The 22,155-nt window shown below is 67.2% G+C and carries 17 protein-coding genes; 1 reads left to right on the top strand and 16 read right to left on the bottom strand.

Annotated elements, in window-relative coordinates:
• Positions 1–22 precede the first annotated feature (22 nt).
• From secG to AC1DZQ_RS02745, 16 genes are all read right to left on the bottom strand, one after another.
• Entirely contained in the window at positions 23–280 is a 258-nt protein-coding gene (secG, locus tag AC1DZQ_RS02820) for a preprotein translocase subunit SecG (RefSeq protein ID WP_476962065.1), read from the bottom strand.
• Between the two features lie 48 nt (positions 281–328).
• Positions 329–1,144, bottom strand: a complete 816-nt coding sequence (tpiA, locus tag AC1DZQ_RS02815) for a triose-phosphate isomerase (RefSeq protein ID WP_476962064.1) — start codon at positions 1,142–1,144, stop codon at positions 329–331.
• Positions 1,145–1,288: 144 nt separating this feature from the next.
• Positions 1,289–2,515 (bottom strand): phosphoglycerate kinase, encoded by a 1,227-nt coding sequence (locus AC1DZQ_RS02810; protein ID WP_476962063.1) that lies wholly within the window; start codon positions 2,513–2,515, stop codon positions 1,289–1,291.
• 10 nt (positions 2,516–2,525) lie between these two features.
• The gene (gene gap / locus AC1DZQ_RS02805; protein WP_476883297.1) at positions 2,526–3,536 is read right to left on the bottom strand and encodes a type I glyceraldehyde-3-phosphate dehydrogenase; all 1,011 of its coding nucleotides are present in this window, start codon (positions 3,534–3,536) and stop codon (positions 2,526–2,528) included.
• 286 nt (positions 3,537–3,822) lie between these two features.
• A complete protein-coding gene (locus tag AC1DZQ_RS02800; protein WP_018772998.1) occupies positions 3,823–4,446 on the bottom strand; it encodes a superoxide dismutase in 624 nt (207 codons plus the stop codon).
• 209 nt (positions 4,447–4,655) lie between these two features.
• Entirely contained in the window at positions 4,656–5,636 is a 981-nt protein-coding gene (gene whiA, locus AC1DZQ_RS02795; protein WP_090577741.1) for a DNA-binding protein WhiA, read from the bottom strand.
• Positions 5,637–5,646: 10 nt separating this feature from the next.
• Complete coding sequence (locus tag AC1DZQ_RS02790; RefSeq protein ID WP_476962062.1) at positions 5,647–6,666, bottom strand: gluconeogenesis factor YvcK family protein; 1,020 nt, start codon at positions 6,664–6,666, stop codon at positions 5,647–5,649.
• Positions 6,666–7,589: an RNase adapter RapZ gene (gene rapZ / locus AC1DZQ_RS02785; protein ID WP_476962061.1), complete on the bottom strand. Its 924-nt coding sequence runs from the start codon at positions 7,587–7,589 to the stop codon at positions 6,666–6,668. The genes AC1DZQ_RS02790 and rapZ overlap by 1 nt, the downstream gene beginning before the upstream one ends.
• A 123-nt stretch (positions 7,590–7,712) precedes the next feature.
• The gene (gene uvrC / locus AC1DZQ_RS02780; protein ID WP_476962060.1) at positions 7,713–9,722 is read right to left on the bottom strand and encodes an excinuclease ABC subunit UvrC; all 2,010 of its coding nucleotides are present in this window, start codon (positions 9,720–9,722) and stop codon (positions 7,713–7,715) included.
• Positions 9,723–9,807: 85 nt separating this feature from the next.
• A complete protein-coding gene (locus AC1DZQ_RS02775; protein WP_476962059.1) occupies positions 9,808–10,476 on the bottom strand; it encodes a lysophospholipid acyltransferase family protein in 669 nt (222 codons plus the stop codon).
• On the bottom strand, positions 10,463–11,227 hold the full coding sequence (locus tag AC1DZQ_RS02770) for an HAD hydrolase-like protein (RefSeq protein WP_476962058.1): 765 nt from the start codon (positions 11,225–11,227) through the stop codon (positions 10,463–10,465). The genes AC1DZQ_RS02775 and AC1DZQ_RS02770 overlap by 14 nt, the downstream gene beginning before the upstream one ends.
• A gap of 145 nt (positions 11,228–11,372) precedes the next feature.
• Positions 11,373–14,321, bottom strand: a complete 2,949-nt coding sequence (gene uvrA / locus AC1DZQ_RS02765) for an excinuclease ABC subunit UvrA (protein ID WP_476962057.1) — start codon at positions 14,319–14,321, stop codon at positions 11,373–11,375.
• Positions 14,322–14,388: 67 nt separating this feature from the next.
• On the bottom strand, positions 14,389–14,781 hold the full coding sequence (locus tag AC1DZQ_RS02760) for a GntR family transcriptional regulator (protein WP_476962056.1): 393 nt from the start codon (positions 14,779–14,781) through the stop codon (positions 14,389–14,391).
• Positions 14,778–16,619, bottom strand: coding sequence for an ABC transporter ATP-binding protein (locus AC1DZQ_RS02755; RefSeq protein WP_476962404.1), 1,842 nt, complete (start codon positions 16,617–16,619; stop codon positions 14,778–14,780). The genes AC1DZQ_RS02760 and AC1DZQ_RS02755 overlap by 4 nt, the downstream gene beginning before the upstream one ends.
• A 113-nt stretch (positions 16,620–16,732) precedes the next feature.
• Complete coding sequence (locus AC1DZQ_RS02750) at positions 16,733–18,478, bottom strand: ABC transporter ATP-binding protein (RefSeq protein WP_476962403.1); 1,746 nt, start codon at positions 18,476–18,478, stop codon at positions 16,733–16,735.
• Positions 18,479–18,612: 134 nt separating this feature from the next.
• Positions 18,613–19,392: a trans-aconitate 2-methyltransferase gene (locus AC1DZQ_RS02745; protein ID WP_476962055.1), complete on the bottom strand. Its 780-nt coding sequence runs from the start codon at positions 19,390–19,392 to the stop codon at positions 18,613–18,615.
• Positions 19,393–19,535: 143 nt separating this feature from the next.
• Here AC1DZQ_RS02745 and AC1DZQ_RS02740 point away from each other — a divergent pair, with 143 nt between their 5' ends.
• Positions 19,536–22,082 carry a DEAD/DEAH box helicase gene (locus AC1DZQ_RS02740; RefSeq protein ID WP_476962054.1) on the top strand — a complete coding sequence of 849 codons (2,547 nt, stop codon included), beginning with the start codon at positions 19,536–19,538 and terminating at the stop codon, positions 22,080–22,082.
• Positions 22,083–22,155: the final 73 nt, after the last annotated feature.

The following is a 22,155-nucleotide window of genomic DNA, read 5'->3' as shown; positions in this document are numbered from 1 at the left end:
ATGAAGTTTTCGGACGGACGTCCTAGGAATCGGCGCCCGTGCTGAACCGCATCATCAGGCCGAGGGCGATGATCACGACGCCCCACGTGATTCCCAGGATGACCGTGAACCGGTTGAGGTTCCGTTCAGCGACCCCGGAGGAGCTCAGGCCCGAGCTCATGCCGCCGCCGAACATGTCGGACAGGCCGCCTCCGCGTCCCTTATGGAGCAGGATGAGCAACGTCAGCAGGAGACTGGTGATGCCCAGGAGGACCTGCAGAATGACATGAAGAACGTCCACGACGGCCTTTCAGAAGGATTGGATTGCGGGGGTCAGGCTGTGTCCGGACTAATCCGTCAACAGGTGACTCTCGAACCTGACAATATTAGCAAACTCGGCAGCGTCCAGGCTGGCACCGCCGACCAGCAAGCCGTCCACGTCGCGCTCCTTCAGAATCGAGGCAGCGTTGTTGGCCTTGACCGAGCCGCCGTAGAGCAGGCGGGTCTTGGCGGCGACGTCGGCTCCGAAGAGGGTGGACAGTTCGGCACGGATGGCTGCGCACATTTCCTGCGCGTCCTCCGGGCCCGCGACCTCGCCGGTGCCGATGGCCCACACGGGCTCGTAGGCGACGACGAGCTCGGCGGCCTGCTCCGGGGTGAGGTCTTCGACGCCGGCGCGCAGCTGGGCGAGCGTGTGGTCCACGTGAGTGCCGGCCTGCCGGATCTCCAGGCCTTCACCGACGCAGAGGACGGGGGTGATGCCGTGCCGGAAGGCGGCTTTGGTCTTGGCGTTCAGGACGGTGTCGGACTCGTTGTGGATGGTGCGGCGTTCGCTGTGGCCGACCAGGACGTAGCTGCAGGCGAGMTTGGCGAGGAACTGGCCGGAGATATCGCCGGTGTAGGCGCCGGAGTCGAACTGGGAGAGGTCCTGGCCGCCATAGACGACGGCGAGCTCGTCGCCCTGGACCAGGGTCTGAACGCCGCGGAGATCCGTGAACGGCGGGAAGACGGCGACCTCCACCCGGCTGTAGTCGTGCTTGGCGTCGGACAGGGTCCACGCCAGCTTCTGCAGGAGGGTGATGCCCTGGACGTGGTCCATGTTCATCTTCCAGTTTCCGGCGATGAAGGGCTTGCGGTCGAATTTACCGTTGGTTGACGTGGTCACGTGATCTCCAAGAGTGCTTGTTGTGTGAGAGCAGCCGGCAGGGTGCCCGGTTCCCTGCGGAGGGCACCCTGCCGGCCCGATGGCCTGGCGGCCGGCGCTGTCATGTTGACTGGCAGCCGCCGGTGCTTCTAACGGTCAGTGCTACTAGCGGTCGAGGACGCTCAGGCCGGGGAGTTCCTTGCCTTCAAGGTACTCCAGGCTTGCGCCGCCGCCGGTGGAAATGTGGCCGAACTGGTCATCGGCGAAGCCGAGTGTCCGGACCGCTGCGGCGGAGTCGCCGCCGCCAACCACCGTGAACGCGTCCGTCTCGGTCAGCGCCTGGGCGATGGCCCGGGTACCGCCGGCGAAGGCCGCGAATTCGAACACGCCCATGGGCCCGTTCCAGAACACCGTCTTGGCGCCCTTGATCCGTTCCGCGAAAGCGGCTGCCGATACCGGCCCGATGTCCAGCCCGATGCCCTGGGCTCCGAAACTGCCCGACTCGATGGCGTCGGCGGCGACGGTCTCGTGCTCGGCGTCGGCGGCGAACTTTGCCGCCACCACAACATCGGTGGGCACGACGAACTCGGTACCGGCGTCAGCGGCCCGCTTCAGGTAGTCCTGGACGACCGGGATCTGGTCCTCTTCGAGCAGGCTGCCCGCGACCTTGTGGCCCGCGGCGGCGAGGAAGGTGAACAGCATGCCGCCGCCCACCAGGATCGTGTCCGCCTTGCCCAGGAGGTTGTCGATGACAGCGAGCTTGTCGGAGACCTTGGAGCCGCCGAGGACAACGACGTAGGGCCGCTGGGTGTCCGTGGTGAGCTTGCGCAGCACCTCGACCTCCGTGCGGACGAGGTCGCCCTGGTAGGACGGCAGCCGCGTGGCGACGTCGTACACGCTGGCGTGCTTGCGGTGCACGGCACCGAAGGCGTCATCGACGAAGGCGCCGTTGTCACCGGTGAGGGCGACGAGCTCGTCCGCGAAGGCGCCGCGTTCGGCGTCGTCCTTGGAGGTCTCCCGCGCGTCGAAGCGCACGTTTTCCAGGACCAGCACTTCGCCGTCCTGGAGCGCGGCGGAGAGCTCCTTGGCCGACCCGCCGACGGTGTCGCCGGCGAGTGAGACCTTGAACCCGGCAAGCTCGGCCAGCCGTGCGGCGGCGGGCTTGAGTGAGTACTTCTCCTCCGGGGCGCCCTTGGGGCGGCCCAKGTGTGCTGTGACCAGCACGCGGGCACCGGCGTCCGTGAGCTTCGCCAGCACTGGCAGGGAGGCCTTGATGCGGCCGTCGTCAGTCACTGTAGAGCCGTCGAGCGGCACGTTCAGGTCACTTCTGACCAGAACGTACCGCCCGCGGACACCATCAGCGATCAGTTCGTTGAGGGTGTGGAATGTCATGAGTCTTACCCTAGCCCAGCTTGGACGCGACAAGCTCCGTGAGGTCCACGAGGCGGTTTGAGTAGCCCCACTCGTTGTCATACCAGGACACAACCTTGACCTGGTCGCCGATCACCTTGGTCAGGCCGGAATCGAAGATGGACGATGCCGGGTCGCCGACGATGTCGGAGGAGACGATCGGCTCGTCGGTGTAGGTCAGCAGGCCCCTGAGCTCGTCGGTCTCCGATGCTGCCTTGAGGGCGGCGTTGACTTCAGCGACGGTGGTCTCGCGCGAGACCGTAACGGTCAGGTCCGTGGCGGAGCCGGTGGGGACGGGCACGCGGATGGCGTAGCCGTCGAGCTTGCCCTTGAGCTCGGGCAGGACCAGGCCGATGGCCTTGGCGGCACCAGTGGAGGTGGGCACCATGTTGATGGCGGCGGCGCGGGCGCGGCGGAGGTCCTTGTGCGGGCCGTCCTGCAGGTTCTGGTCGGCGGTGTAGGCGTGGATGGTGGTCATCAGGCCACGCTCGATGCCGAACGCTTCGTTGATGACCTTGGCCAGCGGGCCGAGGCAGTTGGTGGTGCAGGAGGCGTTGGAGATGATGTGGTGCGTGGCGCTGTCGTACAGGCCGTCGTTGACGCCCATCACGATCGTGATGTCCTCATCCGACGCGGGGGCGGAGATCAGGACCTTCTTGGCACCGGCGTCGATGTGCTTCTGCGCATCGGCGGCCTTCGTGAAGAAGCCGGTGGACTCGATGACGATGTCGACGCCGAGCTCGCCCCAGGGCAGCTTGGCGGGATCGCGCTCGGCAAGGACCTTGATGATGTTGCCGTCGACGACGATGTTGCCGTCCTTGACTTCAATGGTTTCGGCCAGGCGGCCGCCCACGGAGTCGTACTTGAGGAGGTGAGCGAGGGCTTCCGGGCTGGTGAGGTCGTTGACCGCAACGATCTCAAGGTCTGCGCCCTGTGCGAGGGCGGCGCGGAAGTAGTTGCGGCCGATACGGCCAAAGCCGTTGATGCCAATACGGGTCGTCACGTTTTCAGTCTCCTTGGTGCTCCTGCGAGCACGACTAGTTGAGAAGGCGTTCAAGCCAACTAACAGATCCCGCACGCCATTGGGCAGAGATAATTACCAGATCGGAGGGCGACCAGCCACATTGCTGAAGGCTAACCGCCTTCCGTGATCCATCTTACGTTTAACCGGGACTGCCCCCGCAAGTGCAGGGGCAGTCCGTCCACATTTCGGGCCGAAGGGCCCGTAATGTGAGGTTTGTTACAAACGGAATTCGATTCCGTCACCCTCTGCAGGGTAAAGGGACCGCCTAGAGGGTGATGAGACCCGTCGCGTTCTTTCGGGCGGCGTCGAAGCGCTTGGCGACGTCGGCCCAGTTGACGATGTTCCAGAAGGCCTTGACGTAGTCGGCCTTGACGTTGACGTAGTCCAGGTAGAAGGCGTGCTCCCACATGTCCAGCATCAGCAGCGGGGTGGTGCCGAGTGCGACGTTGCCCTGCTGGTCGTAGAGCTGCTCGATGACCAGGTTGCCGCCGATGGGCTCGTAGGCCAGGAAGCCCCAGCCGGAGCCCTGCAGGCCCAGCGCCGCGGCGCTGAACTGGGCACGGAACGCGTCGAACGAGCCGAAGGCGTCGTCGATGGCCGCCGCGAGCTCGCCCTCGGGCTTGTCGCCACCGTCCGGGGAGAGGTTTTTCCAGAAGACGGAGTGGTTGATGTGGCCGCCGGTGTGGAACGCGAGGTCCTTGGAGAGGCGGTTGATGTTGGCGAAGTCGCCCTTTTCGCGCGCCTCGGCCAGCTGGGCCAGGGCGTTGTTGGCGCCGGCCACATAGGCGGCGTGGTGCTTGCTGTGGTGCAGCTCCATGATTTTCGCGGAGATGTGCGGTTCCAGCGCTGCGTAGTCATAGTCGAGCTGGGGCAGTACGTACTCGGTCACAAAATCCTCCAATGTCGTGGACGGGTTGTCCGGTTCGGTAACTCTCGGATTGTGCATCCGGATGCTGGGCATCCGGAAGATTGCGGTGGGATCCAACGGCGACAACCAGCCGCGGCTCCCGGATATTTCATTTGCGGGGCATTTTCATTCCCGCGGCATTTCCATCCTGGCGGGGGCGAGTGGATCCTGCTGTTGATTCTAGGGGCGGGCTAGTCGTCGAGCATTTCCGGCGTCACATTGGCCTCCGTGCCCGGGATGCCGAGGTCCTGGGCCCGTTTGTCCGCCATGGCCAGGAGCCGGCGGATCCGGCCGGCGATCGCGTCCTTGGTCATGACGGGGTCCGCCAGGCGGCCCAGCTCGTCCAGGCTGGCCTGCTTGTGCGCGACCCGGAGCTCGCCGGCGTACTTCAGGTGGTCCGGGACGTCGTCGCCCAGGATTTCCAGGGCGCGGTCCACCCGGGCTCCGGCGGCGACGGCGGCCTGCGCCGAGCGGCGCAGGTTAGCGTCATCGAAGTTGGCGAGCCGGTTGGCCGTGGCGCGGACTTCCTTGCGCATGCGGCGTTCCTCCCAGACCATGAGCGCGTCGTGGGCGCCCATGCGGGTCAGCAGCGCGGCGATTGTGTCGCCGTCGCGGATAACCACGCGGTCCACTCCCCTGACCTCGCGGGCCTTGGCCTGGATGCCGAGGCGGCGGGCGGCGCCGACGAGGGCCAGGGCCGATTCGGGGCCGGGGCAGGTGACTTCCATGGCCGAGGAGCGGCCGGGCTCGGTGAGCGAGCCGTGCGCCAGGAAGGCGCCGCGCCAGACGGCCTCGGCGTCCGCGGCGGAGCCGTTCACCACTACCGACGGAAGGCCGCGCACGGGCCGCCCCCGCGCGTCGAGGAGTCCGGTCTGGCGGGCGAGGGCCTCACCGTCGCGCACCACGCGCACCACGTAGCGGCTGCCGCGGCGCAGGCCGCCGCCCGAGACGACGATGATCTCGCTCTGGTGGCCGTATACCTCGGCTATGGCGGCGCGCAGCCGCCGGGCGGTCGATGCGAGGTCGACTTCGGCCTCGATCACAATCCGGCCCGAGATAATGTGCAGCCCGCCGGCGAAGCGGAGCATGGCCGATACCTCGGCCTTGCGGACCGAGGACTTCTTAATATCCAGACGGGAAAGTTCTTCCTTGACTGATGCTGTCAGTGCCATGGCACCTTTCCTAACTATTCCCGAAAATATCGTGATACGCCGTCGCCAGCCGCAACGGATCATGGACCGGACGGCGACCAGACGCCCCCACTTTACCCAAGACCACCTCGGCACCGAGCATTCCTGCCGCCGCCTCGAAGTCGGGCAGGTTCTGCACCGACGCCGGGTCGGCCAGGATGACGTCGATCGTGAACTCCGGGGCGTACTCGCGCAGCACCCGGAGGTGGTCGGCGGCGGTCATGCCGGCGGTCTCCTTGGTGTCCGTGGCCAGGTTCATGGTCAGGCAGCGGCGGGCGGCCGTGCTGGCGAGGGCCTCGCGCATTTCAGGCAGCAACAGGTGCGGCAGCACGGATGTGTACCAGGAGCCCGGTCCGAGGATTACCCAGTCGGCCAGCTCGATCGCCGTCAGTGCCTCCGTGCAGGCCGGAGCGTTCTCGGGCAGCAGCCGGACGTGCTCCAGGGACCCTGCCACCGCGCACTTGGCCTGGCCGGTGAGGGTCTGCAGCGCCGTCCCGCCGTCCGGGGCGGTGACCCGGACCTGGCCCTCGATGGTCAGCGGGACGCTGGACATCGGCAGGACTTCACCGCGCGCGCCGAGCAGGGCGCCGGCCCACTTGAGGCCCGCGACGGTGTCGCCCAGGAGCTCCCAGAGCGTGACGATCAGGAGGTTGCCCATCGCGTGCTCATCGAGGGAGCCGCCGCGGCCCTTGCCGGGGGCGAAGCGGTGCTGCATCACGTCGCGCCACGTGCGGCCCCAGTCGGTGTCGTCGCACAGCGCGGACAAGGCCATACGGAGATCGCCCGGCGGCAGGACGCCGTACTCTTCGCGGAGCCGGCCCGAGGATCCGCCGTCGTCCGCGACCGTGACGATCGCGGTGAGCTCGGAGGTCAGCAGGCGCAGGGCCGACAGCGAGGCGGAGAGGCCGTGGCCGCCGCCGAGCGCGACGACGGAGGGCCCTTTGTCCTGCTGGCTCGCGAACGCTGCGCTGGCGGGCGGGACAAGGGGCAGCGGGCCGGTCAGCAGCGCCATTACTCGCGGCCCAGATCCCGGTGCGTCGTGGTCACGGTGACGCGCGGATATTGCGCCAGCCTCCGTGAGAGCTCGACGGCGACCGCCACTGAGCGGTGCTTGCCGCCGGTGCAGCCCACGGCGATCGTGGCGTAGTGCTTGTTCTCCCGCCGGTACCCGTCCAGGACCGGTTCGAGGGCCAGGACGTAGCGCTCCACGAAGTCGCTGACGCCCTGGGCCTCCAGCACGTAATCGCTGACGTCCTTGTCGAGCCCGGTGTGCGGGCGCAGCTGCGGCACCCAGTGCGGGTTGGGGATGAAGCGGGCATCGGCCACGAAGTTCGCGTCCACCGGCAGCCCGTACTTGAAGCCAAAGCTCATGACGTTCAGCCGCAGGGCCACCGGACCGGTCTCGCTGAAGAGTTCAGTGATGGCGGTGGCGAGACCGTGGACGTTGAGGGAGGAGGTGTCCAGGACGATGTCGGCGGTGTCCCTCAATTCACGGACAAGTTCACGTTCGGCGGCGATGCCGTCGAGGATCCGGCCGCCGCCCTGAAGCGGGTGGGGCCGGCGGCCCTGCTCGAAGCGGCGCACCAGGACGTCGTCGTTGGCGTCGAGGAACAGCACGCGGAAGCTCACGCCGGTGGCCTCCAGCGCGCGGAGCGCCGCGCGCATGTCGACGAACAGTTCCTTACTCCGGACGTCCATCACGACGGCGAGCTTGGACATCGAGTGTGGTGTCCGGGACACGAGTTCGGCGAGCGTGCCGAGCATCTGCGGCGGCAGGTTTTCCACGACGTACCAGCCATGGTCCTCAAGGGCGTCCGAGGCGGTGCTCCGGCCGGCTCCCGACATTCCGGTCACTACGAGCAGTTCAGCCTCGACGGGTTTGACGGGTGTCATGCCGTCCGCATCCGTCTCGGATCCTGCCGTCGACTCTGCCATCAGTGAAGCCCCATCTCTGCCTGCGCGATTTGCTGTTCCGGTCGGGTCAGCGCGCGGGCCGCGGTGATGCCGCGGCCGTGCCGTTACCCAAGTCTTTACCCTAGCTAAGTTTGGCGGCGCTAGCTAAGCGTCGAGGATTTCACCGGTGGTCATGTTGACCGCGGGAACCGTGGCGGCTTCCTCGCCGCCGTCGGCACCGAAGTGCCGGACGATCGCCGCGGCCAGGGAAGGGCCGATCCCCTTGGCGCCGGTCAGTTCTTCCTGCGTCGCCGCCTTGATGCCCTTGACGGAGCCGAATTCGGCCAGCAGGGCCTTGCGTTTGGACTCGCCCAGCCCGGGCACGCTGTCCAGCGCGGAGACCGTCATGGCCTTGCCGCGCTTTTGCCGGTGGAAGGAGATGGCGAAGCGGTGGGCCTCATCGCGGATGCGCTGCAGCAGGTACAGGCCGGCGGAGGCGCGCGGCAGGATCACCGGGAAGTCGCTGTCCGGCAGCCACACTTCTTCGAGCCGCTTGGCCAGGCCGACCACGTAGACGTCCTCGATGCCCAGTTCTGCCAGCGCCCGCGCGGCGGCGTTGACCTGCGGTTTGCCGCCGTCGACGACGACGAGGTTGGGCGGGTAGGCGAACTTGCTCCGCGGGGCCGGCGTCGTGGAGTCCGCGACCGCCGCGGCGGTGGCCGCGTCGAGGGCGGCCTGGTGTGCGGGTTTGGCGGCGGCCGCCGCCTGATCACTCTTTTCCTGGAGGTAGTGCCGGAACCGGCGGGTCAGCACATCGTGCATGGCCGCGGTGTCGTCGGTGGCGGCGGCTCCGGTGACGGCGAACTTCCGGTAATCGGACTTCTTCGGCAGGCCGTCCTCGACCACCACCATGGAACCGACCACATTCGTGCCCTGGACGTGCGAGATGTCGAAGCACTCGATCCGCATCAGGGCCACGGGAAGCTCGAGTGCTTCCTGGATTTCCTGCAGGGCCTGGGAGCGCATGGTGAGGTCGCCGGCACGCCGGGACTTGTGGAGTTTGAGGGCGTGCTCGGCGTTTTCACGGACCGTGGACAGGAGGGCAGCTTTGTCTCCGCGCTGGGGTACGCGGATGTCCACGCGGGCCCCGCGCAGGCCGCTGAGCCATTGCGCGAGCTCCGGCGCGTTGCTGGGTTCGGCGGGCACCAGGACTTCCCGGGGCAACCTGCCCTGCAGCCCGGCTTCCTCGCCGTAGACCTGCTGTAGCAGGTGTTCGACCAGTTCCGGGGTGGTGGAGTCCTCGACTTTTTCCACCACCCAGCCGCGCTGGCCGCGGATCCGGCCGCCGCGGACGTGGAAGACCTGGACGGCGGCCTCGAGCTCGTCTTCGTGCAGGGCGAAGACGTCGGCGTCCGTGCCCTCGGCCAGGACCACGGCGTTACGCTCGAAGACCTTCTTCAGCGCCACGATGTCGTCCCGGAGCCGGGCGGCGCGTTCGTAGTCAAGCTCGGCGACTGCCGCGGCCATCTCCCTTTCGAGCCGGTTGACGAAGGGCTTGGCTTCGCCGCCCATGAACGTGCAGAAATCCTCGGCGAGAGCGCGGTGGTCCGCGGCGGAGATTCGACCGACGCACGGCGCGGCACATTTGTCGATGTAGCCGAGCAGGCAGGGCCGGCCGCTGGCCTCGGCGCGCTTAAGCACCCCGGCACTGCAGCTCCGCACCGGGAAGACGCGCAGCAGGGTGTCCATGGTGTCCCGGATCGCACCTGCGGTGTACGGGCCGAAGTACCGGGTCCCCTTGCGCCGGTCGCCGCGCAGCACCTGGACGCGCGGGTACTTCTCCCCCATCGTCACGGCGAGGTACGGGTAGGTTTTGTCGTCCCTGAACATCACGTTGAAGCGGGGCGTGAATTCTTTGATCCAGGTGTATTCCAGCTGCAGCGACTCGAGCTCGCTGCCCACCACGGTCCATTCGACGCTGCTGGCCGTGTGGACCATGGCGTAGGTTTTGGGCATGAGCCCGGCGGGATTGGCGAAGTACGTGTTCAGCCGGGCACGAAGGTTCTTGGCCTTGCCGACATAGATGACCCGGCCGTGCGGATCGCGGAAGCGGTACACGCCCGGATTGGTCGGAATTTCACCCGTCTGGGGACGGTAACTCGCTGGATCTGCCACACATCAAGTCTACTGAGCCGCAGGCGGTGCCGTTGCACCTACATCGCCGCATGCCCGGAGGAGTCCGGGAGCAGGAAGCTGCGCGCTATTCGGCCGACTTGCTCTGGTTGTAGCTCGTGGACCGTTCCTGGCCGCTCAGTTCGGCGATGGCGTCCATGATGCTGTCCGTGACCTGGCGGCGGGCCGGCAGGGAATGGTCCGGTCCGGTCTTCTCGAAATACAGCGGCACCCCCACCTTCATGGTGAAGTGCTGGGGTTTGACGGACTTGCTGTCCGCGGGCTGCAGGTGTTCGGTGCCGATCAGGCCCACCGGGATCACGGGCGCACCCGTGGTGAGGGCCAACCAGCCGACGCCGGTGCGGCCGCGGTACAGGATGCCGTCGCGGGAGCGGGTGCCTTCGGGATAGATGCCCACGCCCCTGCCGGAGTCGAGGATGTCCAGCAGCGTTTTCAGCGCCTGGACGCTCGCCGCCTGCTCGCCGCGTTCCACCGGAATGGAGCCCACGGCCTCGAAGAACGACTTCATGGCCTTGCCCTTGACGCCGCCGGTGGTGAAGTATTCAGCCTTCGCGAAGAAAGCCACCGGCCGCGGCATGAGGGCCTGGACGATCACGCTGTCGAGGAAGGAAAGATGGTTCGGGGCCACGATGAACGGCCCGTCCTTGGGCACGTTTTCCAGGCCGATGACCGTTGGACGGCACGTGGAGGTTACGAGCCCCCGCGTGGTCCAGCGGATTGCGTCAAACATTGCCATCGGTGTGCACCTCGTTCAGGGCTGTGGTCCCCGGGCGTTCGGAGAGTCGGTTGATCGTCGCGTGAAGCGCCGTGGTGTTGTGCACGATCTCGACGGCACCGGCAGCGTGCAGTTCGCCGTCGGGCGCAAATCCCCAGCCTACGCCGATGCAGTCCAGTCCGTTCGCAGCGGCCCCGGCGACGTCCTGCGCCCGGTCCCCCACCATCACGGCCCGGCCGGCGGCCGAAGCGGTCGCGTCAGCCAGGTCCGAGAGCGCGGCTGCGACGATTCCGGCCTTCCCTTCGGGGACGGAGCCTTCGGGGACGGAGTCCGTTGCCGGGCCGGCGGCGGCCTCGTCGGCAGCGGAACCCCGGATGCTGTGGAAGAGCCCGGCGATGCCGTGGTGCGCCAGGACGGTGCGGGCAAGCCCTTCCGGCTTCTGGGTGGCAACGGCGATAGGCCGTCCCGCGGCCACAAAGTCCTCGAGGAGGCCGCGGATTCCCGGGTACAGCCGGCTTTGCGCGATTCCGGTCGAAACATAGTGCGCGCGGTAGATGCGGATTGCTTCTTCCAGCTGTGCGGCCGGAACGCCGGCGATTTCCGTGAGGGAATGGCTCAGCTTGGGCCCGATCATCGCGTCCATCCGGGCCTTGTCCGGAACCGGCAGGCCCAGCTCGGTGAGGGCGGCGGCGATGCCATCCGTAATCCCGCCGGCGGGATCGACAAGAGTGCCGTCAAGGTCGAAGATCACGGGCACTGTTGTATGCGTCACCGGCTTAGTTTCTCACGAGTCTGCGGATGCCAGAAATTCGCATACTCCTTCAGGAATACGTTGATCAAAGACACTCCCGGGCTGGCGGGGACACGTGCGGCGAAAGCAGGCGCTTTCCCGCCCGCACGGTCCCCGGCGGCCGGGTTCAGGCGAGGAGTTCGGCGAGGAACGCGGCCGTGTGGCTCTCGCTCGACTTGGCCACCTGCTCGGGCGTGCCGGAGGCGACCACCCGGCCGCCGCCCGAACCGCCATCGGGGCCAAGATCCACGATCCAGTCAGCACTCTTGATGACGTCCAGGTTGTGTTCGATCGTGATCACCGTGTTGCCCTTCTCCACGAGGCCCTGCAGCACCATGAGGAGCTTGCGGATGTCCTCGAAGTGCAAGCCCGTGGTGGGCTCGTCCAGGACGTAGACGCTGCGGCCGTTGGAGCGTTTCTGGAGCTCCGCTGCGAGCTTCACGCGCTGGGCCTCACCGCCGGAGAGCGTGGTGGCCGGCTGGCCCAGCCGGACGTAGCCAAGGCCGACGTCGACGAGCGTGTTGAGGTGGCGCGCGATCGGCGAGAAGGCCGCGAAAAATTCGGCCCCTTCCTCGATGGGCATGTTCAGCACGTCCGCGATGGTCTTGCCCTTGTAGTGGACTTCCAGGGTTTCGCGGTTGTACCGGGCGCCGTGGCAGACCTCGCAGGGGACATAGACGTCCGGCAGGAAGTTCATCTCGATCTTCAGGGTGCCGTCGCCGGAGCACGCCTCGCAGCGGCCGCCCTTGACGTTGAAGGAGAACCGGCCCGGCAGGTAGCCGCGGACCTTGGCCTCGGTGGTCTCGGCGAAGAGCTTCCGGATGTTGTCGAACACGCCGGTGTAGGTGGCCGGGTTCGAGCGCGGGGTGCGTCCGATGGGGCTCTGGTCGACGTGCACCACCTTGTCCAGGTGTTCGAGGCCCTGGACGGACTTGTGCCGGCCGGCCACCTGCTTGGCGCCGTTGAGCTTGTTGGCGAGCACTTTGTAGAGGATCTCGTTGACCAGGGTGGACTTACCCGAGCCGCTGACGCCGGTGACGGCGGTGAAGAGGCCCAGCGGGAAGCTGGCGTCGATGTTCAGGAGGTTGTTCTCCTTCGCCCCGACCACCTTGAGCTCGCGCTTTTTGTCGTATTTGCGCCGCTTCTTCGGGATCTCGATCTTCCGCCGGCCCGAGAGGTAGTCGCCGGTGAGCGAATCCGTATTTTCCAGCAGCGCCTGGTAGGAACCGGAATGGACCACCATGCCGCCGTGCTCGCCGGCGCCCGGTCCGATGTCCACCACCCAGTCGGCCTCCTGGATGGTGTCCTCGTCATGCTCCACCACGATCAGCGTGTTGCCGAGGTCCCGGAGCCGGGTGAGCGTTTCAATCAGGCGGCGGTTGTCCCGCTGGTGCAGGCCGATCGAGGGCTCGTCGAGGACGTACAGCACGCCCACGAGGCCGGAGCCGATCTGGGTGGCCAGCCGGATGCGCTGGGCTTCGCCGCCGGACAGGGTGCCGGAGGGCCGTTCCAGGTTCAGGTATTCGAGTCCGACGTCGAGGAGGAAGGTCAGCCGGGCCTGGATTTCCTTGAGGACCTGGTGGGCGATCTGGGCTTCGCGGCCGGTGAGGACGAGGTTTTCGAGGAAGTTTGCGCATTCCCGCATGGGCAGCGCGGCGACCTCGGCGATTGACTTGCCGTTGATCAGCACCGAGAGTGACGCCGGGTTCAGGCGTGCGCCGTTGCAGGCCGGGCACGGGACCTGGCGCATGTATTCCTCATAGCGGTCGCGCGCGTAGTCGGAATCAGTCTCGCCGTGCTTGCGGTGGACGTACTGCACGACGCCCTCGAAGCCTGTGCTGTACTTGCGTTCCCGGCCGAAGCGGTTGCGGTATTGCACCACCACCTTGTGGTCCTTGCCGTGCAGGACCGTCTGCCGGACGTCGGTGCTGAGCTTCTCCCACGCCGTCGTCATCGAGAAGCCGAGCTCCTCGGCGAGGCCGGCCAGCAGCCGGTTCCAGTACTCCGTCGTGGCGGTACCCAGGGACCACGGCGCAATGGCCCCCTCGGAGAGCGAGAGCTCCGGGTTGGGGATGAGGAGTTCCTCGTCGACTTCCAGCTTGGTGCCGATGCCGCTGCACGCGCTGCAGGCGCCGAAAGGGTTGTTGAACGAGAACGAGCGGGGCTCGATCTCGTCGATCGCCAGGGGGTGTTCGTTGGGGCAGGCGAGGTGTTCGGAGAACGCCCTGATCCGCTCGGGATCGTCTGCTTCGAGGTCGACGAATTCGGCCAGGATGCGGCCCTCCGCCAATCCGAGCGCGGTTTCGACGGAGTCGGTCAGGCGCTGGCTGATGCCTTCCTTGACCACGAGGCGGTCCACCACCACTTCGATGGTGTGCTTGAACTGCTTGCCCAGCTTCGGCGGATCACTCAGGTGGACCAGCTCGCTGTCCACCCGGGCGCGCGAGTAGCCCTTGGCGGTGAGTTCCTTGAAGAGGTCCACGAATTCGCCCTTGCGGCCGCGGACCACGGGTGCCAGCACCTGGAAGCGCGTGCCGTCCGGGAGTTCGAGCAGCTGGTCGAYGATCTGCTGCGGGGTCTGCTTGGTCACGGGCTCCCCGCAGACGGGGCAGTGCGGCCGGCCCACGCGGGCCCAGAGCAGGCGCATGTAGTCGTAAATCTCGGTAATGGTGCCCACGGTCGAGCGCGGGTTCTTGCTGGTGGACTTCTGGTCGATGGACACCGCCGGCGAGAGGCCCTCGATGAAGTCGACGTCGGGCTTGTCCACCTGGCCCAGGAACTGCCGGGCGTAGGCGGAGAGCGATTCGACGTAGCGGCGCTGGCCCTCGGCGAAGATGGTGTCGAACGCGAGGGAGGACTTCCCGGAGCCGGACAGGCCGGTGAACACGATCATGGCATCGCGCGGCAGGTCCAGGTCGACGTTGCGCAGGTTGTGCTCGCGGGCGCCCTTGACGACGAGGCGCGTCATGTCCGGACGTTTCAGGACGGGGCGGGACGGGGCCGCATCCCGGACTGCCAGGGGCTCGACGGCGGAATGGACTTCAACGGCTGGATCTTCAGCTACGGCTTTAGGCACGAATCTAATGCTAATCGAAAACTTCTTCGAAAAACTATTCTGCGCACCAGGGGCGGCGCCGGATGTGCTAGTGGCGGTCGTAGGCGGCGGCCAGCAACTGCACGGCCTCGGCGAAACTGGCGCCCTGGGCCTTGGCGGCCGCGGCGAACTCGGCGGCGGCGGCGGACAGCGAGCTCCAGGCTTCATCGCGGGCACAGACAACGGTGCCGTTGCGGCCCTTTGTCACCACGACGCCGGCGGCTTCGAGTTCCTTGTAGGCCCGCGCCACGGTGTGCGGCGCCACGCCCAGTTCGCCGGCGAGGCTCCGCACGGCCGGAAGCCTGGTGCCGGGTGCGAGCGTGCCGTTGTCGGCGCGTTCAATGACGTAGAGCCGGAGCTGTTCGAAGAGCGGGACGGAGCTGGCCGGATTGGTCCGCCAGGATCCGGGGAAACGCTCCCCCGCGGCGTCCGCGGGGCTCACTGTTCAGCCTCCCGGACGGCCGGGACCTGTTCGCGACCGGCGAACTGGGCCTCGTACAAATCCTTGTAGAGCCCGCGCCGGGCGACCAGCTGCTGATGGGTGCCGTGTTCAACGATTCGTCCGTGGTCCATGACGAGAATTAGATCAGCGTCCCGGACCGTGGACAAACGGTGCGCGATCACGAAGCTCGTGTGACCGTGCCGCAGCCGCTCCATGGCATGCCGGATCTGCACCTCGGTGCGGCTGTCGACGGAGCTCGTCGCCTCGTCCAGCACGAGGATGCTGCGCCCCGCGATCTGCGCCCGCGCGATCGAGACGAGCTGGCGCTGGCCGCGGCTCAGGGAGTCGCCGTCGTTGCCGAGCATCGTGGCGTACCCGGCCGGAAGGGACCGGACAAACTGGTCCACGTGGCTGGCGCGGGCCGCCGCGACGATGTCGGCGTCGGTGGCGCCGGGCCGGCCATATTCGATGTTCTCCCGGATGCTGCCGGTGAACAGCCAGGCATCCTGGAGGACGGTTCCGAAGGCGCGCCGCAGCACGTCCCGCGGGATGGTGGCGATGTCCGTCGAGTCCACCAGAATCCGTCCTGAGTCGAGCTCATAGAAGCGCATCAGGAGGTTCACCACGGTGGTCTTGCCGGCCCCGGTGTGTCCCACGATCGCGACGGTCTGTCCCGGCTCCACCGTGAACGAGAGGTCCTTCACCACGGGGGTGCCGGGGCTGTAGCTGAAGCTGACGTGCTCGAACGTGACCCTGCCTGCCACTGCGCCCGGATTCAGCACGTCGCTGGACGTGCTCGGGGCAAGGGCTTTGCGTCCGTTGGAGGATTTGCGCGGGAAACGGAGTTTCCGCGGGGAACCGCCGCGATGAAGCTGGCCGGCACCATTTGCCGAAACGGCCGGCACAGCGCGGTCCGGCGGGATCTCCGGAGCGTCAAGCAGCTCAAACACGCGCTCCGCCGAGGCCAGACAGGATTGCATGAGAGTGAGCAGTCCGCCGATCTGGCCCACGGGCTGGCTGAAGAGGCGGGAGAATTGAAAGAAAGCCTGGAGGCCGCCGATGGTCATCGCCCCCGCGGTAACCTGGACCGCCCCCACGACAGCCACCGCGATGTAGTTGAGGTTGGCGACAAACACCAGCAGCGGCTGCACGATGCCGGACAAATACTGGGCGCGGGTGCTCGATCGCGTGAGCTTCTCATTGCACTCCCGGAAGCTCACCGCTGCCTCTTCCTGCCGGCCGAATGCCTTGACCACCTCATGCCCGGTGAAGAATTCTTCGAGTTGGGCGTGCAGTGCCCCCGTGCTGCTCCACTGCTCCTTGAAGTGCGCCTGGGAGTGCCGCGCCACGAGCACAGTGATGACCATGGACACCGGTACCGAGAGGACCGCGATCAGCGCCAGCAGCGGCGAGAGCCACAGCATCATGGCGAGTGCGGCCGAGAGCATCAGGACGGACATGATCAGCTGGTTGAGGAGCTGGTTGAGCGCCTGGGAGATGTTGTCGACGTCGTTCGTGGCCCGGCTGAGCACGTCGCCGCGGCGCTGCTCCTCGAAATGGCTGGACGGCAGCACATGGAGTTTTTGTTCCACGGAGCCGCGGAGCCCGTAGCTGAGGCGCTGCACCGCGGTGGCGGTCAGGCTGCCCTGGATCCAGCTGAACAGCGACGCCCCGACGTACATGGCGGAAACCGCCAGCAGCCGCTCGGCCAGCTGTTGCTCGTCGAGGGAGCCGCCCAAGAAGCCATCGACGACGACGTCGGTGGCGTCGCCCAGGACCTTGGGGGCCGCCACGTTGAGTGTCACGAACGCACAGGTGGCGGCGATAACTCCGGCCATCCGCCACTTCAGCGGCAGCAGCAGGCCAAGCAGCCGGGCAGCGGTGGGCCATTTGATGCCCTCCGGGACGCCGGGCCCCGCATCAGTCCCGGCGCGGTGTGCCCGCGAGCGGCTCACGGGGCCTCCTCCAGAACCAGCTGGGACGCGGCAATTTCCTGGTAGCTGGGCGAGGACTCCATGAGTTCGCTGTGCGTACCCTGCGCGACGACCCGGCCGTCCTCCAGGACGAGGATCAGCCCGGCGTCCACGATTGTTGACACCCGCTCGGCCACGATGAGCACGGTAGCCGAGCTCAGCAGCGGTTCGATCGCCGCGCGGACCCTGACGTCGGTCCCGTAGTCCAGGGCCGAGAAGCTGTCGTCGAACAGGTAGGCGGGGGCCTTCTTGAGCAGTGCCCGGGCAATGCACAGGCGCTGCCGTTCGCCGCCGGAGAAGTTGGTGCCGCCCTGGCTCACGGGAGTTTCGAGCCCGAGCGGCAGGGCGCGGATAAATTCGGCAGCCTGGGCCGCTTCGAGCGCCTGCCACAACTCGGGCTCGCCGGCGGCAGGCGATCCGAGCCGGAGGTTTTCCGCGACCGTCTCCGCGAAGAGATAGGACTGTTGCGGGACCACTGCGATGAGGCCCCGCAGGACCTCCAGCGGCATGGCCCGCACATTGACCCCGCCGATGCTGATCTCTCCGGTAGTCGCGTCGAGGAAGCGGGGAAGCAGGTTCAGGAGCGTCGTCTTGCCGCTGCCCGTCGCGCCGATGATCGCCGTCGTGGTCCCGGTCCTGGCGGTGAACGAGACGCCGTCCAGCACGGGCGCTTCCGCGCCGGGATACGCGAAGGAAACGTTCCGGAACTCGACAGCGCCGGAGCGACCCGTGGGGCCGGCAGTGCCGGTAGCGGCGGCGGGAGTGGCAGGAGTGGCCGGATCCGCGATGGCCGGTTCCGTGTCCAGCACCTCGCGGATCCGTTCCGCGCATGCCGCCGCCCGGGGTGCGGTCATGAAGACGTACATCGCCATCATGATGGCGATCAGGATCTGCAGGATGTAGGCGATGAACGCCGTCAGCGCCCCCAGCCGCATTTCGCCGGCGTCGATCCGGTGGCCGCCAAACCACACCACGAACACGGAAGAGATGTTGACCACGAACATGATCATCGGCATCATCGCCGCGACCAGGAGGGCGGATTGCAGGTTGTTCCGGGTGAGGTCCTTGTTGGCTTCATCGAAGCGGCGGATCTCGTGGTCCTGCCGGACAAAGCCGCGGATGACATTCGCGCCGATGATCTGCTCCCGCAGCACCCGGCCGATCCGGTCCAGGAGGCCCTGGCCCTGGCGGTACAGGGGTATCAGGCGGCGCACGATCACCGTCATGATCACCGTCAGGACCGGGATCACCACGACAACGATCCAGGACAGCACCACGTCCTGGTGCACGGCCAGCACGATGCCGCCGATGAAGATCGCCGGTGCGGCAATCAGCATGATGAACACCAGGACGGCGAGGTTTTGGATTTGGGCGACGTCGTTGGTGGCCCGGGTCACCAGGCTGGGCGCACCGAAAACGCCGACCTCCTGGGAGGAGAAGGACTGCACCTTCGCGAACAGCTCCCCACGCAGCTGGCCGCCGATCTCCATGGCGACCACGGCGCCCAGATATCCGGCCGCGACGGCCGTGATCACCTGGACGGCAGCGATGCCGGCCATCCAGGCGCCGAGATGGATGATCTCCCCGGTGTTCCCGCCGATGATGCCGTCGTCGATGATCGCGGCGTTCAGGRTGGGCAGGAGCAGGTTGGCAGTGGCTTGCACGAGCTGCAGCACAACGATGGCCAGCACGGCCCCCTTATGCGCGGACAGCAACCGCGACATCAGGCCTATAAGCACCGAACCTCCATTACTAGCCCAGGGCTCGGAATGGTGATCAGCCTAACGGCCGCCCCATACCGCCACGTCATTGTAAGCCCCATTCTGGAGTGCTTCGTGTCATACGGCAGCCACGCCGCTTACCCGGTTTTCTGCGCCACCGCGAACGTACGGCGGAACGGGAACACCGTCCCGTGACGGCCCGCGGGATACGCGTCGTCCAGCCGCGCCGAATACTCGGCTTCGAACTCCCTGGCCTCGTCCTCGGGGAGGGCCGCGAGGACCGGCCTGAGTCCAGTGCCGCGGACCCACTCCAAGACGGGGTGGGCGCCCGGGAGCAGCTGAAGGTAGGTGGTCTCCCAGGCGTCGGCGGCACAACCGGCGTCGAGCATGATCTCCAGGTATTCCTCCGCCTCCCCCACCACGTCGTCGTGGCGCAGCACCCCGGCGAGCCGCCCCGCCCAGGCCGGAGACTCGGCCAGCTCCCGCATCAGGGTGTGGGACGGGGCGTTGAAGTTTCCCGGTACTTGCAGCGCGAACCAGGCCCCCGGCTTGAGGGCATCGAGCCAGGCGGGTAACAGCTTTCGGTGGCTAGGCACCCACTGCAAGGCCGCGTTGGTGACCACCACGTCCGTGTCTCCGGATGGCAGCCAGTGTTCGATGTCGGCCAGCTCGTAGGAGAGATTGGCCGCCGCGGCTGCGTGGTCCTTGGAGGTGGCCAGCATTTCCGGCGATGAATCCAGGCCCACCACCTGCGCACCCGGCCACCGGTCCGCGAGCGTCGCGGTCAGGTTGCCGGGACCGCAGCCGAGGTCCACGACGTGCCGCGGGGCTTCGGCATGAATCCGTCCCGTCAGATCAAAAAATGGTCTGTCCCGGTAGTCCCCGAACTGCACATATTTCTCCGGATCCCACTTCATGGCTGCCTCCAGTTCCCGGCAAGTTGTCCTAACCGAAGCCTAGTCCCGCCCCGTAGGCCAGCCAAGGAAGCGCGCATGAGCTGCGTACGGCGCACGCTCCCTCCGGTGCCGGCGGGACCACGCGGGCACTAAGCTGGACAGCAATGAAACTCGCAGATCAGCTCCCCGCCCCCGCCGCCCGAGTTCCCGGCAGGACGGGCCTGGACCCGGACGAGCTCTACACCCGGTTTGTCGAGTGGACCGAGACCCGCGGACTGGCCCTGTACACCGCCCAGGACGAGGCCATCATGGAGCTGGCCGCCGGCTCCAACGTCATCCTGGCCACCCCGACCGGGTCCGGGAAGTCCCTCGTGGCCATCGCCGCGCACTTCCAGGCCATGGCGCGCGGGCAGCGCAGCTACTACACCGCCCCGATCAAGGCCCTGGTTTCGGAAAAGTTCTTCGCCCTCTGCGAGATCTTCGGGGCCGAGAACGTCGGCATGATCACTGGCGACTCCGGCGTCAACCAGGACGCCCCGATCATCTGCTGCACGGCCGAAATCCTGGCCAACATCGCCTTGCGTGAAGGTTCGGCGGCGCAGCTCGGCGCCGTCATCATGGACGAGTTCCACTTCTACTCGGACCCGCAGCGCGGCTGGGCGTGGCAGGTGCCGCTGCTGGAACTGCCCCAGGCGCAGTTCCTGCTGATGTCGGCGACTCTCGGCGATGTCAGCCGGTTCGAGGACGGCCTCAGGGAGCTGACCGGGCGCGCGACGACGACCGTCAGTTCCGCGGAACGCCCCATTCCGCTGCACTATTACTACGAACAGACCCCGGTCCACGAGACCCTTGAGGAACTCCTCGCCACCAAACAGGTCCCGGTCTACGTGGTCCACTTCAGCCAGGTCGAGGCGATCGACCGGGCCCAGAACCTGATGAGCATCAACGTCTGCACCCGCGAGGAAAAGGACAAGATTGCCGAGCTCATTGCCGGGTTCCGCTTCGCCGCAGGCTTCGGCAAGACCCTCAACCGGCTGGTCCGGCACGGCATCGGCGTCCACCACGCCGGCATGCTGCCGAAGTACCGCCGGCTGGTGGAACAGCTGGCCCAGGCCGGCCTGCTGAAGGTCATCTGCGGCACAGATACCCTCGGGGTGGGCATCAACGTGCCCATCCGCACCGTGCTGCTCACGGCCCTGAGCAAGTACGACGGCGTCCGCACCCGGCTGCTGAACTCCCGCGAGTTCCACCAGATCGCCGGGCGCGCCGGACGCGCCGGCTATGACACCGCCGGAACCGTGGTGGTCCAGGCCCCGGAGCACGTGACGGAAAACGTGAAGGCGATGGCCAAGGCCACGGCCAAGTTCGGCGACGACCAGAAGAAGCTGCGCCAGGTGGTCAAGAAGAAGCCCCCGGAAGGCTTCGTGTCCTGGGGTGAACCGACGTACAAGCGGCTGGTCGAGTCCGTTCCGGATCCGCTGACGTCGAGTTTCACCGTGACGCACGCGATGCTGATGAACCTCATGGAACGCCCCGGCGACCCGTTCCAGGCCGCCCGCCGCCTGCTCACCGAAAACCACGAGACCCGGCCGGCCCAGCTGCGGCTCATGAAGAAGGCCTTGGGAATCTACCGCGAGCTGCTCGCCGCCGGCGTCGTGGAGCGGATCCCGGCCGAGGAGCAGGGTGCTGACGGCCGCACGGTCCGGCTCACGGTCCACCTGCAGGCAAACTTTGCCCTCAACCAACCGCTGTCCCCGTTCGCGCTGGCCGCGCTGGAGCTCTTGGACCCGGAGTCGCCGTCGTACGCCCTGGACGTTGTGTCGGTGATCGAGGCGACCCTGGAGAAGCCGCGCCAGATCCTGTCGGCACAGCAGAAAAAGGCGCGCGGCGAGGCCATCGCGGCGATGAAGGCCGACGGCATCGAGTACGACCAGCGGATGGCGATGCTCGAGGAGGTCACCTACCCGCAGCCGCTCGCGGAGATCCTCGGCGAGGCCTTCGATGTCTACCGCAAGGCCGCGCCGTGGGTCGGCGACTTCGAGCTCGCGCCCAAGTCCGTGGTCCGGGACATGTACGAGCGCGCCATGAACTTCGGCGAGTTCGTCCAGTTCTACGGCCTGGCCCGCTCGGAGGGGATCGTGCTGCGCTACCTCGCGGACGGTTTCAAGGCGCTCCGCCAGACCGTCCCGCAGGATGCCCTCCGGGAGGACCTCGAGGACCTCATCGCCTGGCTGGGCGAACTGGTCCGGCAGGTGGACTCCAGCCTGCTGGACGAATGGGAAGAACTAACGTCCGGCGCGGCGCCCACGCCGCACGACGCTCCCCCGCCCCCGCCGCCGTCGCTGACCTCCAACGTCCGGGCCTTCCGGGTGATGGTGCGCAACGAGATGTTCCGCCGCGTGGAGCTGTTCGCCGATGAAGCCGCCAGCGCCCTGGGCGAGCTCGACGCCGGATCCGGCTGGGACGCGGAGCGCTGGGAAGATGCGCTGGATGACTACTTCGATGAGCACAACGACATCGGCACCGGCCCGGATGCCCGCGGTCCCGGGCTGCTGATCATCACCGAGGAGCCCGCCGTGTGGAAGGTCCGGCAGATTTTCGATGACCCGGCCGGCAACCACGACTGGGGCATCTCCGCCGAGGTGGATCTGGCGGCCTCGGACGAGTCCGGCACCGCCGTCGTCCGCGTCACGGACGTCAACCGGCTCTAGGGGCACGGCAGGGGCGCAGGGCGCGGGCGAAGGACCGCGGGCGAAGGACCCGCGGGGCGGGGCCGGGGGCCCC

This window comes from Arthrobacter sp. P1_C12_2, from assembly GCF_056406415.1.
Note: the sequence above shows the minus strand (reverse complement) of the source record. Positions and strands in the feature narration are given on the sequence as shown.